The following is a 16,445-nucleotide window of genomic DNA, read 5'->3' as shown; positions in this document are numbered from 1 at the left end:
CTAGCGCAGAGAGGGCGCGTCCGTGATACCGTTCGAGGCGTAAGGCCTCACCAGACTGACGGCCTGACGGAGATGTGGAGGACAGGGTGGCCATGACACTCGACTGGTCGGACGCGACGGCGGGCACCGAAGTACGCCAGCAGAGCTATCGCGCACAGGCGGCGGCGATCCTCCGCTCGCAGATCGTGTCCGGACGCCTCGAAGCCGGCACGCTCCTGTCGATCGGCTCGGTCGCCGAGCGCCTGAAGGTGTCGATCACGCCGGTGCGCGAGGCCCTGCACGACCTCGCGAAAGACGGCCTGGTCGAGATGCGGCGTAACCGCGGATTCATCGTGCGGCGTCCCACTCCCGAGGAGCTCGACCAGATCAACGAGGTGCGCGCGCTGCTCGAGATCCCCGCCATCCGCACGATCACCGAACGCGGGCTCATCGAGGACTATGAGCCGCACCGTGAGCTGTGCCTCCGCACCCGCGGCTACGCGATGGCGCGAGACTGGGCATCGTTCGTCGCGACCGACCGCGAGTTCCACCTGGGTCTGCTGCAGGGGCTCGGCAACGACGAGCTCGTCTCTCTCGTCGGAACTCTTCGTGACCGCAGTCGCCTGCTCGGCCTCGACAAGATCGCCGACACCGTCACGTTCGAGCGGTCGCTGCAGGAGCACGACGACCTGATCGAGGCCATGGCCGCCGGTGATTCCGAGCGCGCCGCCGAGATCATGGCCGTGCACATCCGTCACGTCCGCGGCCTCTGGGCGGGCGTGGACGAGGGCGATCAGGCACATGACGCATGATGCCCTCGTCGAGAAGGGCGACCCGCTCACGCTGACGGCGGTCATCTCCGCAGTCCGCGAAGCGTTCATCGACTTCCACCACGGCGACTTCGAGTTGCCGGTGCGCGTCTCGTTCGGCGACGGTCGGATCCTGACCATGCCCGTCCATCACCGGCCGAGCGGCACCGCCGTCGTGAAGGTGTTGCGCATCGAGCCGGACCGCGACCCCGCCATCTCCGGGGTCATCGTCTGGACGGCCGAGAGCGGCGAAGCGGTCTTCGACGCCGCCGAGCTCACCGCCATCCGCACGGGAGCGGCCAGCGGCGTCGCCACCGATCTACTCGCCGCACCGGATGCCGCCGTGATGACGATCATCGGCGCCGGCGCGCAGGCCTATCACCAGGTCGCCGCCGTGCTCGCCGTGCGGCCGATCCGCGAGGTGCGGATCAGCGTGCGCACGCCCTCGCGAGCGGATGCCCTCGTCGCACGGCTGCAGGAGACCCACCCCGACGTGCGGACCACCGTGGTGAACGATCTGGCGCTGGCGCTCCGCGACTCCGACATTCTCACCTGCGCGACCTCGGCGATGACTCCTGTCTTCGACGCGGACGATCTGCCCGCTCGCATCCACATCAACGCGGTCGGCTCGTACCGACTCGACATGCGCGAACTGCCTGCCGAGGCGTTCGCCGACGCCGACGTCGTGATCGACAGCTGGGACGCCGTCCGCGAAGAGGCCGGAGACCTGATGCCGGCGCTCGCGACGGGCCATCTGCACGAGGCCTCCGTCAGCGAACTCGGCGCGCGCCTTTACGACAACACCGGACCGCGCGCGTCGCGGACCATCTTCAAGTCGGTCGGACTCGCGATCCAGGACTGGGCCGCAGCGTCCGTCATGGCCGGGCAGACCGCGACGACCTCTCTGGAGCAGACCGATGACGACCCCTCCTTCCTTCGATGACGTCGCCGCCTGGATCGCCGGCGTCGACGTCGACCACCGCTTCCTGCAGGTCGACGAGATCGACGAGGGCTTCGCGGAGCTCGCGCAGCAGCATCCGTCTTCTGTGCGCACTCGCCGCGTCGGCACCTCGCGACTCGGCGAACCGCTCCTGCTGACGACCGTCGGCGCCGGGTCCCGCGATGCGCTCGTCGTCGCCGGCGTGCACCCCAACGAGGTCACCGGATTCCGGACCGCGGCGAGCCTCGCCCGTCTGGTCGTCGACGACGAACGATTCCGGGCGCGCTACGACTACACCTGGCACTTCCTGCACAACCTCGATCCCGACGGGGCACGCCTCAACGAGACCTGGTTCGACCGACCGGGAGATTTCGAGGCCTACGCGCGGGGGTTCTTCCGGCCCGCACCAGAGGAGCAGCCGGAGTGGACGTTCCCGACCGACTACAAGGACGCCTTCTTCGATCGGATGCTGCCCGAGACGCAGGCGCTCGCACGGGTGATCGACGACATCCGGCCCGAGCTCTACGTGAGTCTCCACAACTCCGAATCCGGCGGCGCCTACTGGTACGTCTCGCACTGGGACGCCCAGCTGCTCGACGACCTGCACCGGGTCTCCGAGACGGCCGGAGTGATCGTCGACCGCGGTGAGGCCGAGTCCCCCCACCTCACCCTCCTGGCTGCCGGGGTCTTCCGCGCCCCGCGGTTCGCGGCCGAGTACGACGCCGCCGAGGCCGCGGGCGAAGACCCTGCCCAGGGGTTCCTCGGCTCCCAGTCGTTGGAGTACGCCGCCGCCCGGGGAGCGGTCACGCTCATTCCGGAGGTGCCCTACTGGAGCCCCGCTGCCCCTTCGACCGCCGAGACCGATGAGTCGCACTCCGCCATGATCGACCGCACCGCCGGCCAGCTGGGAGCGGTCGCGGAGCGCCTCGACGAGCTCCGCATCCGGGTGCGGCCGTCCATGACCGTGGTGTCCCCCTTCTGGCTGGCGGCCGAGGCGTTCCTTCCGTTCCTGGTCGCGGATGCGAAGGCCGACAGCGTCCGCGCCGGCTCGTCGGCATCCGATCGGCCCGCCACGGTCGCCGAGACTGTGAGCCGGGAGACGCGGGTGCGCGGATTCATCCTGCGATACGGCGGGATGTTCCGTCGGGCCCTTCAGGCGCAGGTCGACGCCGGCCTGGCCGATCCCGCCGTGCGCGCGGCGACGGCCGAGGCCACGGCGATCGTCGAGGAGTGGCTGGCGAAGAGCGACCCGGTCGACACCGAGCTGCTGCCCGTCCGTGCGATGGTCGGGCAGCAGCTGGGCTCGATCCTGGTCGTCGCCGACGAGATCGCGCGCCGCCGGGCGTGACGGCGGGAGGCAAAGCGGCAGGAGGCGGACGACGCCAAGAAGGCCGCGCGCGATGCATACGTCGCGTGGAAGGTGGAGCGGACGAGGGAGGACGGCGTGATTCGTTTCGACCCGCGCGAAGACCCGCTCCCCCCGCTCCCACTGTGGGAGGCACGATGGATGCCCAACGAGATTGCTGCTGCGCTCGGCCAGCCAGGCGTGAAGCCGGACGCGCTTCAACTGTTCACCGGCGACCTCACGCTGGAAGAGATTGCCCGATTCGCGCCGTTCGGGGCAACGAACCCGCTTGAGGTGCGTCAGCTCATCGAGGACAACACTCCTGACGCGCTCGCGCAGGTGATGTGGAAAGAATGAAGGCACCGACATCGAAAACTGGAGCGCCCGAGTGAACCGTTTCGCGCAGATATTCCTTTTCCTTCTTGGGTTTGCGGGAATCGTCGTCGGCTTGTGCGTCGGATTGAACAACCCCGTGACGACGATGACGTGCACGATTCCGGCACCAGCGGCTCTCCTCTCGTTCGGGACGGGCACGGACTACCAGTGTTCGTTCTCCGACGGAATCCTGTTCTGGAGTTCATCGGTTATGGCCTCCGGGGCTGTGTTCGTCTCGCTGGCTTTCACTGACATCTGGAAGGACAAGCGCCGACCCAGCGAGAAGTTGCAAGAGCCGGTGACGGAGCAACCAAACATGTTGACCGAGACAAGGCTCGCCGCGATTGAAGGTCAACTTGCGGACGTGGTGCAGAAACTCGTAGATATTGCCAAGTCCTCCCCGAAAGACCTAGAGCCACTCCGAGCGGAGATAGCAAGTCTTGCCGCGGAGGTCGGTTCCATGCCGAGAAGTGGACGAGAGATGCTGTTCGGCAGAAAGCCGAAGGCGAGCACCGCGCCAAGCGCGTCGACCGATACGACGGTCCTACCCACATCACAGCCGGCGGATGTCGTTCGAGCACATCCAGACACCGGCCAGCCCGAGGCATAGCCTCCCATAGACCACACCGGCCCCGACCCGTACGCCTTCCCCCGGTCGGAGCGGCGATAGTAAAACCGTGCGGACTCAGGCAACAAGCTCACCAGCTTGTTTGCGTCCCGCTGTCCGCGCATCGGTATCCTGTTCCAATGACAACGCCCGTCTACATGAGCACGGACATCCCGGACCGGCTTTGGGACGCATCCGCGCGAGAAGCACGTTTTGTCGTCACCAACTACACAAGGACGGATGAACATTCGGTCTTGAAAGTTGCGCTCTCTTTCGGTCTGGCGACGGAGTATCTCATCATGTCGGCCTTGGCATCGCTCGATGTTGCCCTCCTGGCGGACCACACCAGCACCTACTCGAAGTTGGCGCTATCGACGGCCAGGGCGGGTCTAGGCCTCAACATCAAACAGCTCAAGACCGTGAACTACGGAACTGCACTGAAGGTGCTCCTAGAACACCGTCCCTACGTCGTCAACAAAGACGTGGACAGTGTGATGGGCATTAGAAATGCTGCGGCGCACATGGCAATGGGGACTCAGCAGGACAACTCTGATGCGATGTCAGCGTTCCTCAAGGTGGTCGAAGGTCTGCATCGTTATCGTCCAACGCTTGTCGAGGACGACTACTGGGGCGCAGATTGCCTGGATGTCGTTCAGAACCTTCGGGATGAACAAGTCAACCAGCAGAAGGCGGACTTTGACGCGCTCGTATTGGCGGCAAAGACCCGCAAGCAGGCTCTAGACGAGCAGGTGCCCGCGTCGGAACGAGAGCATGTCTACTCGGGTCTAGAGAGCCGACTCGTCGAGGAAGCACAGAAGTGGCCTTCTGAGTCGCGAAGCGCGTCAGAACACCCCTGCCCAGCGTGCGGGCGAACCGGAAGAGTCGGATGGACCCGTCACCTGTGGGATGACTTCGAACAGGTCGCGACTTATGACTCCGTGACGGACGGCTCCGCACCGGCAATCTTGGTCACAGCGGAGCGCGAGGCTACCGACTTCAAGTGCCTCGTCTGTGGGTTCGAGATTGGCAAGAGCGGCATTCATCTTCTGCCGAATCTCGGCGATGTCTGGGTCGTGGAGGAAGAGCGTCACGAACTCAGAGACGATGAGCTATCGGACTATTACGACTCACTCGAAGCTTACGAGCCGGACCCAGACATCTGGCTGGGGGAGCGATGACGGAAGCTCACGAACGACCGCTGGAACGTCATACGAAAAATCAACGCGTTGTCTGACACTTCGCTCACCGCGGAGCGCATTCTCAGCCCTGCATCGCTCCACGCGGTTGCAGAGGTGCGCAGCTCACCGACCTGCCCCGGTATCTATGGGTGGTGGATGAAGAGGGGCGCACTCGACATCCCTGATGCGCCGTACCAGGAAAAGGACGGTCACCAGCTCCTGTATGTGGGCATCTCGCCCAGAAGACCAAGCGCCGCAGGACGTACATCAAAGAGCACTGTGCGAGACCGGCTAGTCACGCATGCAACCAAGGATGCCTCGCGTTCCACGCTGCGGCGCACGCTCGGCGTTCTCCTCGCCGACGACCTTGGACTAACCCTCGGGGTGCACCGCGGACGTGAGCACTACGGGTCTGAGGGGGAAGCACTCATCACCCAATGGCTCGTTGCTAACGCACGCGTCGCTTGGGCGGTAGACCCCGCACCGTGGGAGGCGGAGGAGGAGATGCTCGCGCAGGCGACGCTCGCGCTGAACCTTGATGGCCGTTCCGACGCGTTCGCGAGGTCCATCTCGGACCGAAGAAAGGCGGCCATGGCCGCGGCTCGTGCGGCCGTGAGCTCATGAGCGAAGTCGCTGATGTCACGCTCGCTCTGCTCGGCCGTTTTGCGCTCACGCAGTACGTCATCGACGAAATCGCGAGTCGAGGCAGCGGTGAGGACGCAGCCTTACGCGATGCACTAAGCGGAAGATGGGATGTTGAGAAGGTCATTCAAAAGTGGGAGGCGAGAAATCAGCAGCTCCTTCACCACATGCAGCGGAAGGGCTGGTTTGATGTCAAGACCTGGCATGCGAGCGTCCTCGCTGGAAAACTCAACGACGACATCAGACCGGTCTACTTCGAGTTCTATTGCGAACGCGAGCTAGGTGAGTCCGGCAAGCATCGCGCGTTCGCAGCGAGCTATGAAGAAATACGACGGCTACGCAACTTCGTCGCCCATAACATTTCACTCCGCGCTGCCACTGACCCCGAAAGGCTCGCAGTCGGCTGGTTCCGGGACGAACCGTTCGGACCGTGGCTTGACGCAAATCGCGGCGGACTCGACCTCGCCTTCATGACGAAGGCGTTAGAACTCGCCGACTGGCTCGCGGACGTCGTCCGGTGGACGAGCTGGCGGGCCAGCGGCGGATACTTCCGCGAGAAAGATGTTCGCGGTGTTCCATTCTCGGACGAGAACGAACCGCCCTCGGAGCCTCCCCACACTCTCGGACTACCGTCCTACTCGCCATCTGGCGAAGACTGAGCGCGCCTCCTCGATGTCCCTCACTCAGGCCATTCGAACGTGAACGGGGACTGCGCGCGGAACGCGGTAGTAAGACGCGACGCCACATCAGGTACCAGGCCTTCATCCTTCAAAATCTGCTGCGTCGCGGCGACGATGAGGCACTGAATGAGTTGGTGCGCTTCGAGGTCCGGGTCCATTTGGTCGGGCCGCCCAGAGCCTAAGTGCGAGTTGTCATGCGTTGGAGCGTACTGCCCGGCAAGAGCACCCGACGGGTGCGCATACGCCGTCTCCTGCCGCCACATCGCGTACAGCGACCACGGCTCCGATTCGCTGCCTACAACGGCGGCACGCAGCTTGCGTACCTGCTCCTGGAGTGTTCCCTTCGTAGGAGTATTCAACTCGAACGCATTCATCTCGGCCGGGTCGAACGGCGCTTCCTGGCCTTTCCTCTCCAGATAGGCGAGCGTCTCGTTCGTGTCCTTGCGGTCCGCGTCGAGCATGACGGATGCGGCTGTGTGGCGGTCGGCCTGAGATAAACCACTCAACCAGATGAGGCGGATGGCGGCCTCCAGTACCAGGCGTCGGTTCGGGGCTGCCGAGGACGCCTGACCAGCGCGCGTCAACGTTGCCAAAGCAATGCTCTGCGCGGCAGCCGCGCGGCACAAGCCGACGGCGACCTGCGGCACGAAATCGCGCAGCACTACGTCCGACATGTCCACCGCGAGGACTGCACGAGCGGTTCGTTGAACGATGGCCGCATTCACCAAATGAGGCGACGTGCTTCGCCTTGGGTGGGGTTTGGCTTTCGACCTCTTGCCGCTCATGCCCCAACGTTACCGGCGGGGTCGCGAGGCACTCGGTTGAAGCCTCGCCGGACGAGCATGCTGACGAGTGCGTCGGTGGCTTTCATGGTGAAGTCCACCACGTCAGCCAGTTGGTCAACGTTGGTCTCGACGTTCAGCACTCCGCCGTCGGGTGAATCGACGTGCGTGCGGACTCCGCGCAGCATCACGGTGAGAGTCTGCGCGTGTGTGTACCGCGAGCAGATAGTCCACCAGTAGAAGAAATCATCGCCGTCCCGGCCCAGGTACTCACGTGCCGTGCTCACAACCTTCGTCGGGGCCGCACCCTTCTTCGCGAGCGTGTTGAAGTCGAAACCCATCCGCTCACAGACCCGCTCAATGACCAGCCGTTGCTCCTCGTGCATCCGAGCGGCGGCCTCGTCGACCTCACCAGAGAAGCGACGTATGGGCTTTGACTTCTCCCACTCGTAGATGGCAAGACGGGTTGCGTGCTCGATGCGCTCCTCCCGTCTGTCCGGGCCTAGCACCCAAATCGCTGACGCCGCCGCCTCCAGAACTGCTCGCCACATCGTGTGGTCCGCGTAGATGTAGATGAACGGACGTGGGTCATCGTTGGTTGGGGAGGTCGCGCGGTACCAGGCGCGAATGTGGTCCACGGCTGACGCCACGAATCCCTCCACCACCCGATTAGGGATGTGGTCGCTCCCGGCTGCGTCGGCGTCTCCCTCGGCATCGCCGCCAGGTTCGACACGAGGAGTCGAGTCGAAGTAGAGGTTGACAAAGACCGCGAAACCTTGTCGGGCAAGCAAGATTCGGCGGTCGGCGACGGAGATGACGGGGTCTCCGCTAACGGCCCCGATGCGCTCGACAATGGCTGCTTGCAAGGCGCTTAGCGCGTCGCTCTCGGTAGCCCCGAATCGCCGAACTACCTGAACGTCGCTGCCGTCCAGCGGGCGGACGCGAGCGTGCGCGACGAACGCGCCGCGTGCGCGCAGAGCGTCTGTTGTCGGCGCGACGGCGATGTGGCCGTGGGTACCGGGCTGGAGCGGTGGTCTGGGCACGGTTTCATCATAAACGTGTCCAGGAGCTTGCGGTGGAGACGTTTAATCGATACCGTATCCATTGTGCCAGGAACGCTACTAAAGGTCAGCCCGTTCTGACAGCGGGAACTGCCAGTCCATAAAAACGGGGACGGTCAGACCGAGACAGGAGCGCTGATGCCCGCTGTCTCGCCAGCGTCGATGTACTCCTGAGCCTTGTCGCTCGGCTCGCCGCTCGGGCGGAACAGATACGTCGCGCTCCCCTTCTTCCCGAGGGCACGCCAGGCGTCCGACGTGAACGTGAGTCCGCGAAGGTGACTACTTCCGGGAGGGCTGAGCTTCAGAAGTTCGGACTCTGCGATACCCAGCTCGGCTGCCCTCTCAGGTGACATCGCGAAATATTTATTGTTGCCCGTGACCATGCCGAGGGTGGTGTCTCCCCACGTTTCCAGCGTAGTGAAGTCGCCGCTCTGGAGCAGACCGCTGTAGACGCTGAGCGCATCAGCCGAAAGCAGTGAAGGCGTCCACTTCTCGGCCGGGTCAGTCGGTGTCCAAGTGGTCACAGCGAGCGTCTCGGACAACGCTGCTGCGTTCTGCGCTTGGAAGATAGAGGCGTGCTTAGCGCTCCCCTCCTCATACCCATCCGCGAGTAGGAGGACGACCTCTTCCTGCACCTCAGCGAACACGCGCTCAGTGAAGAGCACCAGGTCCACCCGCGCGAACCTTTCGAAAAGGAAACGGCGCACCTCGGCGGCGTAGTTCACGCTCAGCAACTCCGCGGGAACGACGAGGGCGAGGCGTCCGCCCTTGCGCAACATGAGTGCCGAGTGAACGGTGAACGCGGCCCACGACGAGGCCAGGCCCGACATGTTCACGCCCGCCTGAAGCGCGGCCTCGCGGCTGCGCGTGCGCGCCTCGCCGGAGAAATCTTGGTACCGAATGTAGGGCGGGTTGCCGATGACGGCTGTGTACTTCGGCTCCGGCTTCACCAGGAAGAAGTCACTGGTGAAGATGCGTGGGTCGCCGCCCGCAGCACGCACGAGACGTTCGGCCTCGGCTGCGCTGGCATCGTGTATCTCGACGCCATCCACGCGAGGGGGCACCGTGAGGGTGCCGGTTGCGGCCTGAAGCTCGGTGAGTCGACGAACAGCTTGCGTCAGGAACGCGGCCTCGCCGCACGAAGGTTCGAGGACCAAATCGTCGGCCGAACGGACAGCCCAGTTGGTTGTGAACTCGGCGATGGCGTCGGGGGTGAAGAACGCCCCGCGCGCTTTCCGTAGCGTCGCGGTGTCGGGGACGACGGCAAGGTTCGGACGCATACTCCTATTGTGGGGTGAAGGTCTGACACGGCGGACCAGCGCCGCACCCTCCCATCTGGTGGGGCTACGGTCAGACCGCTACATCTTGTGGGACGGCCTCCGGGAGGAGTTCCGGTCCCATCGCCCACGCGCATCACCGCGCTGGGCGCATGTCATCTCGTACGTGGAAGAGGCCTGGTATCTGAGCGAGTCGTAGCTTCAAGCGCGGCATGATGAGCATATGAAGAGTGACCGCATACTGCCGAGCGACGGTTGGGTCTGTGTAACACACCTCGTTGACCCGTACCTTCGCCAGGACTTGAGCGCTAGTTCCCGCACCACCGACTGCTCGATATGCCCTGCCGAAGGGTCCGATGCTGTCCCGCTGGAACGACTCGCGTCTGTAGTGCTCGCGGCTGCCCGGAAACGCTATGACCACGAGGGCTTCGTTCCCGACATGAAGCAAGTACTCGCCAAGGTTGCGCACAGCGAAGTCGTGGATTCGACGCTCACCGGAGCTGTCACGGATGATGCACTCGAAGTCCTGCTCGCTGAGGTGACATCGCTGATTGTCCCGGCGGGGTCGTGGTACGAAATGTTCGATGAAGGCACAGCTGTGGGGATGCAGTTCTCGTGGCGAGATTTCGACTATCGCGTCAAACATCAGTCTCGATTGTTGATTCCGCCGACAGGTGAGAAGCCCGTCACGGCGCCTGAGTGGAACTACGTCCTGGCGCGGGAGATGCTCGATTTTGCATCCGACAACTGCGAACCTCTGATACTCGCCCCTGGGACGTTGCTTTACCGTGCGCGTATCGAGCGAAACGTTCGGGAGTTGGAAATGCAAGTCCGACGCAATCCGAGCAAAGAGATGGGGCCGCCGCCGCCCGAGTTCGCATCGGCGGGGCGTCTCAGTGCGGCCGGTATGCCCATTCTGTACACGGCGCGCAAGGCGAAGACCGCTTGTGCTGAGGTCGCCTCGCACAGTCCGTACGACGAATGTGTCGTCGCCACTCTTGAGGTCAGGCAGCCGCTTCGGCTTATCGACCTGACTGTCATTCCCGACCTTCCGAGCATCTTTGACCCTGCGTACAGCGACTTCGCGAGCCGTCGCGCCTCCTTCGAGTTCTACCGCGACCGCATGATGGAGTACATCCCCGGCGACGACCGACAGGCAATGGAGTACCTGCCTTCACAACTCCTCACGGAGGCGTTCCGATGGCTAAGCGTCCCCACCATCCATGGCATCGCTTATCCATCGGTGGCTGGCGTTGGCGGAACCAACGTCGCATTGTTCTTCGACGACAACGAGTGGATTACTGAGCCGGGTGAGCGGCCGAACTACCTCGCGTCTCCCAGCAAGCCGAACTCGCACATTCCGGAAGAGTTCGAGTTCAGGGGGGTTCTTGAAGTGCGGCCCGAGTCCGTGAGGCGGTACAAGGTGGAGCGACGCGCCATCATCCACCGAGCACGCTGAAGCGCGGCCTGCGCTTCGTTGAACCTGATAGGTGTGACTATAGGTGTGACCAAAGCATCTTCCGACAGAGAGCGCAACCACAATCCGCAAAAAACGGGGTCAAAACCACGCAGGGCGTCCCGAACGATCGAATCTCCTAGGCTCCACACTGTGTTGAGACAGTAAAGACGAAAACCCTCGGAATCCTTGGATTACCGGGGGTTTTCTGTCATCGGTGGCAGTGCCTGACGAGCAGGCCGAGCGAGCGCAGAAGCCATACGTGGACTACGCCCGAACGTGGAGACGGAGGCCTCAGCCAGACTGTAGTCAAAGGGAAGGAGGAAGCCCGATGGATGGTCTCTCTCGAGCTGGGCCTTCGACCCGGTGAGGCACTTGGCCTCTGCTGGAGCGCCATCACCGGGGTGCTCGATGACGAGCGACCGTTCCTGAGGGTCAAGCGGCAGCTCAAGTGGAAGCCCGCCGCCCACGCTCCTGCGTGCCAGCGCCTCGCGGACGGGAAGCGGTGGTCCTGCGGCAAATCCTCAGCGAGTTGCACTCTCTGGCCGGAAGGCGCTGTCGAGAAGGGTGGCAAGGGTCGCATCTACCTTGAAGAGACGAAGAGGAGCAGCCGCGTGCGTGTGATTCCACTCGCCGAACCGCTCATCACTCTGCTCCGTGAGCAACGCGCGCGACAGGACGAGTGGCGTGAGGCGAACCCGCAGGCGTGGGTGCGCAACGCGTCCGAGAGACCGGACCTCTCGGACCTTGTCTTCACCATGCCAAACGGCGCTCCTCGACGGCAGCAGACCGACTCGAAGGCGTTGGCGGACATCCTCACCAGGTTGGGTGAGAAGGGCATCAGCGCCGAGTTCTCGCCACATGGTGCAAGACACATCGCTATCACCCGCATGGCGTTGGCCGGAATGAACGAAGCGCTCGTTCGTCGAATCGTCGGACACATGGACCAGGCCACGACTGAGCTGTACCTCCACTTGAAGGCGGAAGACAGCCGTGATGCGCTGACAGCCCTCGGTGAGGAGAGCGTGAAGGCCTATCTCGCGATGGAATCTGAACGTGCTGACGATGCACGGCGGGCGAGACGGCGGCGGGCGTCAGCCCGAGACGTGCTGCGCGAGGGCGAGCAGCGTGCGACCGCCCACGCCCGTGCCGCCCAGCGGGGTGAACCCGTAGGGCTTCTTCCGGTTGATCGCCGGACCGCAGATGTCCAGGTGCGCCCAGCGCGGCACGTGCTCGGCCCGCGAGACGAAGTGCTCGAGGAAGAGCGCGGCCGTCAGCATCCCACCCGGCCGGTCGGCCTTGTTCGCGATGTCGGCGACCCGGGAGCGGAGGCCTTCGGCCAGATCGACCGTCAGCGGCATCCGCCAGACCCGCTCATCGGCCGAGGTGGCGAGGCCGGCGAGATCGTGAGCCAGGTTGTCGTCGTTGGCCATCAGGGCGCTGACACGATCGCCGAGCCCGATCTGCTGTGCACCGGTGAGCGTGGCGATGTCGACGACGATGTCGGGATGCTCTGCCGTCGCGGCCACGATCGCGTCGGCCAGCACGAGGCGCCCTTCGGCGTCGGTGTCACGGACCTCGACGGTCGTCCCGTCGAAGAGGGTGATCACGTCACTCGGACGCTGGGACGTTCCGGAAGGCACGTTCTCGGCCAGTGCCATCCAGGCCGTGACGCGGACCGGCAGCCGCAGCCGAGCGCACGCGAGCACCGCCGCCAGCACGGCCGCGGCGCCCGACATGTCGAAGTTCATGTAGTCCTGCTCGGACAGCTTGAGGTTGATGCCGCCCGCGTCATAGGTGATCCCCTTGCCCACGAAGGCGAGGTGGGCGCGGGCAGGAGCCTCGGGGACGTAGTCGACGCGCACGAGCGCGGGCTCGTGCTCGCTGCCCTGACCGACGCCGATCAGTCCGCCGAAGCCCTCCGCGCGCAGCGCGTCGGCATCCCGGATGTGCACGTCGAGACCCTCGGCGCCGGCCAGCTCTTCCGCCACTTTCGCGAACGACGAGGGGTAGAGCAGGTTCGGCGGCAGGTCGATGAGCGTGCGCGCGAGTCTCGTCGAGCGGGCGGCCACGATCGCCGCCGTGACGTCGGCGTCATCCGCCTGCGTGCTTCCGACGATCACGTCGATCTGGACTGTGCGCAAGGTCGACGCATCGGCGCCCGGACGGTGGATGCCGGGATAGGAGTAGCCGCCGAGCAGCGCGCCTTCGATGATGGCCCGCACCTCTGCGGCGGAGTCGACCGGCAGGGCGAAGGTGAGCGCGGCGACCCGGGTCGAGGCGCGTGCGGCCGAGCCGGCGGCGCGTCGCAGGCGAACCGTGGCGTCCGCTGCCGGATCGGCGTCGTCGAGGGCGGTGAGGGTGAAGAAGTCGTAGAGGCTGCCGGCCGGGGCGGCGACGATGACGGCTACGCCTTTCCAGTCTTCGGCGAGCGTCTCCAGCGAACCGGTGAGCGCCTCACGTGTCGCGGGATCGAGTCGCGCATGCGGGTCGACGACCACCGGACGTCCGCTCTCGGCACGGACTCCGATGACGAGACCCCACGGTCCGGTCGGTTGCTCGCCGCCGTCGTCGCCGCCGTCGAGGGTCACGGTCGGCAGGCGGTCCGCCTCGGCGAGGATGTCGAGAAGCGAGGTCATCGTGGTCCGTTCTTTCGAGGGCTGTCGTGGATCATGGCGGTGGCTCCGACCATTCCAGGGAACTCGATCTGGTCGTCGGTGTCCAGCGCGTCCGACTTCGCCGGGCGCTGGGCGATGTAGGCCCCGGCGATGACGGCCACCCCGCCGATGATCTGCGCGGGCCCGAGGTTCTCACCGAGAAGCAGCCAGGCGATCACTGCGGCGAAGACCACCTCGACGTAGGCGATGGCGCCGGCGATGACAGCGGACAGGCGACGCACCGCCGCCCCCTCCAGCAGGAACGCCAGGATCGCGCAGACGATGACCAGCCACAGGAACGGGAGCCAGCCGGAGATCTCAGCGCCGGCCAGCGTGACCGTGCCCCCGATGGCCTGCCACGGCAGCGTCCACGGCAGCGTCACGACGGTGAGCACGCACGCGCCGACGACCGCCCCGGAGGCGGTCATGACCAGCACGTCCGCCGACCCCTTGAGGTCTTCGATGACCAGGAAGTACGCCGCCTGGCACACGGCCGAGCCGAGGCCGGCGAGCACGCCCGACAGGTCGAAGGCGAGACCCGCCCACACCTCGACCACGATCATCAGACCGATCAGCGAGATGATGACGCCGATCGCCGCTGAGCGAGGCACGAACCGCCGGCGCACGAACTTGGTCCAGCCGATGATGAGCAGCGGACCCGAGAACTGCAGCAGCACCGCGACGCCGATGGGCAGGCGTGAGGCTGCGTAGAAGAAGAGCGTCTGCGAGGCGGCCATGCCGATCGCGCCGTAGGCGACCAGCAGCCGCCATGAGGATCGCCAAGCGGCGATGAGCGCTCTGCCCCTCAGCAGCAGGACGACCGGGAGGAGCACCGCGGCGGCGCCGGTGACGCGCAGCCACGAGACGTGCTGGGGCTCGATCCCGGCCTCCATCAAGGTCTTGCCGACCGGCCCGGAGGTTGCGAAGATCGCGCAGGCGACCACCGCGAGAACGAGTCCGACGCGGCGAGTGCTCTGCGCGGTCACGCCCGTGCCGCCGCGCGCACGCGGCTGCCGCGCTCGAGAAGCGGCGCCATCCAGGCCTCGATGTCGTCGATCGTGCGGGGTAGGGCGGCGCTGAGGTTGATCGGGCCGTCATCCGTCGCGACGATGTCGTCTTCGATGCGCACGCCGATCCCGCGGAATTCCTCGGGAACCGACAGGTCGTCGGCCTTGAAGTACAGGCCGGGTTCCACCGTGAACACCATGCCGGGGCGGATGACCGCTCCGCGGTAGTTCTCAGGTCGGGATGCTGCGCAGTCGTGCACGTCGAGTCCGAGGTGGTGGCTCGTGGCGTGCGGCATCCACCGGCGATGATGCTGTCCGTCGTCGGAGAGGGACTCGGCGGCCGTCACGGGAAGGATGCCCCATTCCTCGAGGCGCTGGGCGAGCACCGTGACGGCGGCATCGTGGGGGTCCTGGAACGGGCGCCCGACGACGGCGGCCGTGATGGCGGCATCCGTGGCGTCGAGCACCGCCTGGTAGATCCGCCGCTGCGCGTCGGTGAACGTGCCGGATGCCGGAACCGTGCGGGTGATGTCGGCGGTGTACAAGGTCTCGAGTTCCGCGCCGGCGTCGAGCAGGACGAGATCCGTCGCGCGGACGGGGCCGTCGCAGGCATCCCAGTGCAGCGTGGTGGCGTTGTCGCCGGCGGCGGCCGTCGAGCCGTAGCCGATGTCGTTGGCCTCGGTGCGTGCCCGGCCGAGGAACGCCGCCTCGACGACCCGCTCGCCCCGTGCGACCTCGACGGCGCGGGGAAGGGACTCGACGACGTCTTCGAAGCCGCGGATGGAGATGTCGACGGCCTTCTGCATCTGCGCGATCTCCCACGGAGTCTTCGTCAGACGCAGTTCGTCGAGGGCGGTGGCGAGGGCGCTGTCGAGGGCGCGGTCGAGGTCGCTGTCGAGGTCGCTGTCGTCGGCAGGGTCGCTCGTGCCGTGCAGGCCTTCGGCGGAGAGCAGCTTCTCGACGGCGGGGGCGGCATCCGGCACGACGCGCAGCGGGCGGGCGAGGCCGCGCAGGAAGTCGACGAGTTCGCTGGTCGGCCGCACCGAGATCCCGAGCGCGGCCTCCAGCTCGGGCATCGACGGGCGGCGACCCGTCCAGTACTCGCCCGCGCCGCCGTCGAGGTAGAAGGCCTCGGTGCCCGGGCCCATCGGCTCGCGCTGGAAGAGCACGGTCTCTACCGCGGCGCCGCCCACCACGACGAGCACGGCATCCGCATCGCTGCGCGCGCCGAGACCCGTGAGCTGCGCGAACGACGTGTGCGGACGGAAGACGTAGGTGACGTCGTTGGAGCGGATCTTCGCCGGCCCGCTCGGGATGACGAGAGCCGCGTCGGGGAATCGCTCGGCCAGGTCACGGCGCCGCTCGCCCGCGAGCGCGATCGCGTCGGGGTCGAAGCCCCAGTCCTTCGTGGTCTCGCCCCAGCCCTGCGACATCATCGCCGAGAGGGCGTCGGTCCGGCGGGGATGCGTGCGTCGCGGTGATTCCGGTGATTCCGGTGATTCCTTCGCGGTCTGCTCTTCGCCGTCGGTCTGCTCTTCGCCGTTCTCGCTGAAGATCTCGTCCGTCATGGCACACCTCTCGTCGCACACCTCTGTCGCCGCATGTCGCTTGCTGAGTAAGGTATCACACCTTTATCGCGAATGATCCGCG

15 protein-coding genes and 1 pseudogene are annotated in these 16,445 nt (G+C 65.6%); 10 read left to right on the top strand and 6 right to left on the bottom strand.

Going from position 1 to position 16,445, the window contains the following annotated elements; all coding sequences use genetic code 11:
- Positions 1-92: 92 nt before the first annotated feature.
- From LC452_RS08430 to LC452_RS08395, 8 genes are all read left to right on the top strand, one after another.
- Positions 93-791 carry a GntR family transcriptional regulator gene (locus tag LC452_RS08430; protein ID WP_223624721.1) on the top strand — a complete coding sequence of 233 codons (699 nt, stop codon included), beginning with the start codon at positions 93-95 and terminating at the stop codon, positions 789-791.
- On the top strand, positions 781-1,731 hold the full coding sequence (locus LC452_RS08425; protein ID WP_223624104.1) for an ornithine cyclodeaminase family protein: 951 nt from the start codon (positions 781-783) through the stop codon (positions 1,729-1,731). The genes LC452_RS08430 and LC452_RS08425 overlap by 11 nt, the downstream gene beginning before the upstream one ends.
- Complete coding sequence (locus tag LC452_RS08420) at positions 1,706-3,076, top strand: M14 family zinc carboxypeptidase (protein ID WP_223624102.1); 1,371 nt, start codon at positions 1,706-1,708, stop codon at positions 3,074-3,076. The genes LC452_RS08425 and LC452_RS08420 overlap by 26 nt, the downstream gene beginning before the upstream one ends.
- A 159-nt stretch (positions 3,077-3,235) precedes the next feature.
- Positions 3,236-3,430 carry a hypothetical protein gene (locus LC452_RS08415; protein ID WP_223624101.1) on the top strand — a complete coding sequence of 65 codons (195 nt, stop codon included), beginning with the start codon at positions 3,236-3,238 and terminating at the stop codon, positions 3,428-3,430.
- A gap of 31 nt (positions 3,431-3,461) precedes the next feature.
- A complete protein-coding gene (locus LC452_RS08410) occupies positions 3,462-4,058 on the top strand; it encodes a hypothetical protein (protein ID WP_223624100.1) in 597 nt (198 codons plus the stop codon).
- Between the two features lie 137 nt (positions 4,059-4,195).
- The gene (locus tag LC452_RS08405; RefSeq protein WP_223624099.1) at positions 4,196-5,233 is read left to right on the top strand and encodes a hypothetical protein; all 1,038 of its coding nucleotides are present in this window, start codon (positions 4,196-4,198) and stop codon (positions 5,231-5,233) included.
- Between the two features lie 48 nt (positions 5,234-5,281).
- The gene (locus LC452_RS08400; RefSeq protein WP_223624098.1) at positions 5,282-5,857 is read left to right on the top strand and encodes a GIY-YIG nuclease family protein; all 576 of its coding nucleotides are present in this window, start codon (positions 5,282-5,284) and stop codon (positions 5,855-5,857) included.
- On the top strand, positions 5,854-6,534 hold the full coding sequence (locus LC452_RS08395; protein WP_223624096.1) for a hypothetical protein: 681 nt from the start codon (positions 5,854-5,856) through the stop codon (positions 6,532-6,534). Before LC452_RS08400 ends, LC452_RS08395 begins: the two co-directional genes overlap by 4 nt.
- Positions 6,535-6,554: 20 nt before the next feature.
- Here the strand turns inward: LC452_RS08395 and LC452_RS08390 are convergent, their stop codons facing one another.
- The 3 genes from LC452_RS08390 to LC452_RS08380 all read right to left on the bottom strand — a co-directional run bounded on the left by LC452_RS08390 (position 6,555) and on the right by LC452_RS08380 (position 9,678).
- A complete protein-coding gene (locus LC452_RS08390) occupies positions 6,555-7,340 on the bottom strand; it encodes a hypothetical protein (protein WP_223624094.1) in 786 nt (261 codons plus the stop codon).
- The gene (locus LC452_RS08385; protein ID WP_223624092.1) at positions 7,337-8,380 is read right to left on the bottom strand and encodes a hypothetical protein; all 1,044 of its coding nucleotides are present in this window, start codon (positions 8,378-8,380) and stop codon (positions 7,337-7,339) included. The genes LC452_RS08390 and LC452_RS08385 overlap by 4 nt, the downstream gene beginning before the upstream one ends.
- Before the next feature lie 134 nt (positions 8,381-8,514).
- Positions 8,515-9,678, bottom strand: coding sequence for an N-6 DNA methylase (locus LC452_RS08380; protein WP_223624090.1), 1,164 nt, complete (start codon positions 9,676-9,678; stop codon positions 8,515-8,517).
- Positions 9,679-10,114: 436 nt separating this feature from the next.
- Between LC452_RS08380 and LC452_RS08375 the strand changes: the two genes are divergently transcribed.
- Together LC452_RS08375 and LC452_RS22175 are read left to right on the top strand one after the other, a co-directional pair.
- Positions 10,115-11,134 (top strand): RES family NAD+ phosphorylase, encoded by a 1,020-nt coding sequence (locus LC452_RS08375; protein WP_374197763.1) that lies wholly within the window; start codon positions 10,115-10,117, stop codon positions 11,132-11,134.
- A 332-nt stretch (positions 11,135-11,466) separates the two neighbouring features.
- Positions 11,467-12,102 (top strand): annotated as a pseudogene (locus LC452_RS22175) (tyrosine-type recombinase/integrase); the annotation flags it as partial.
- A gap of 123 nt (positions 12,103-12,225) precedes the next feature.
- On the opposite strand, the gene LC452_RS08365 reads toward LC452_RS22175, so the two are convergent.
- From LC452_RS08365 to LC452_RS08355, 3 genes are read right to left on the bottom strand one after another with little or no spacing between them, the layout of a single operon-like run.
- A complete protein-coding gene (locus LC452_RS08365) occupies positions 12,226-13,770 on the bottom strand; it encodes a leucyl aminopeptidase (protein ID WP_223624086.1) in 1,545 nt (514 codons plus the stop codon).
- Positions 13,767-14,774, bottom strand: a complete 1,008-nt coding sequence (locus tag LC452_RS08360) for a DMT family transporter (RefSeq protein ID WP_223624084.1) — start codon at positions 14,772-14,774, stop codon at positions 13,767-13,769. The genes LC452_RS08365 and LC452_RS08360 overlap by 4 nt, the downstream gene beginning before the upstream one ends.
- Complete coding sequence (locus LC452_RS08355) at positions 14,771-16,363, bottom strand: aminopeptidase P family protein (RefSeq protein ID WP_223624082.1); 1,593 nt, start codon at positions 16,361-16,363, stop codon at positions 14,771-14,773. Before LC452_RS08355 ends, LC452_RS08360 begins: the two co-directional genes overlap by 4 nt.
- Between the last annotated feature and the right edge of the window lie 82 nt (positions 16,364-16,445).

Source organism: Microbacterium sp. EST19A, assembly GCF_019969685.1.
GTDB lineage: Bacteria > Actinomycetota > Actinomycetes > Actinomycetales > Microbacteriaceae > Microbacterium.
This window is presented reverse-complemented; position numbering and strand designations above follow the sequence as displayed.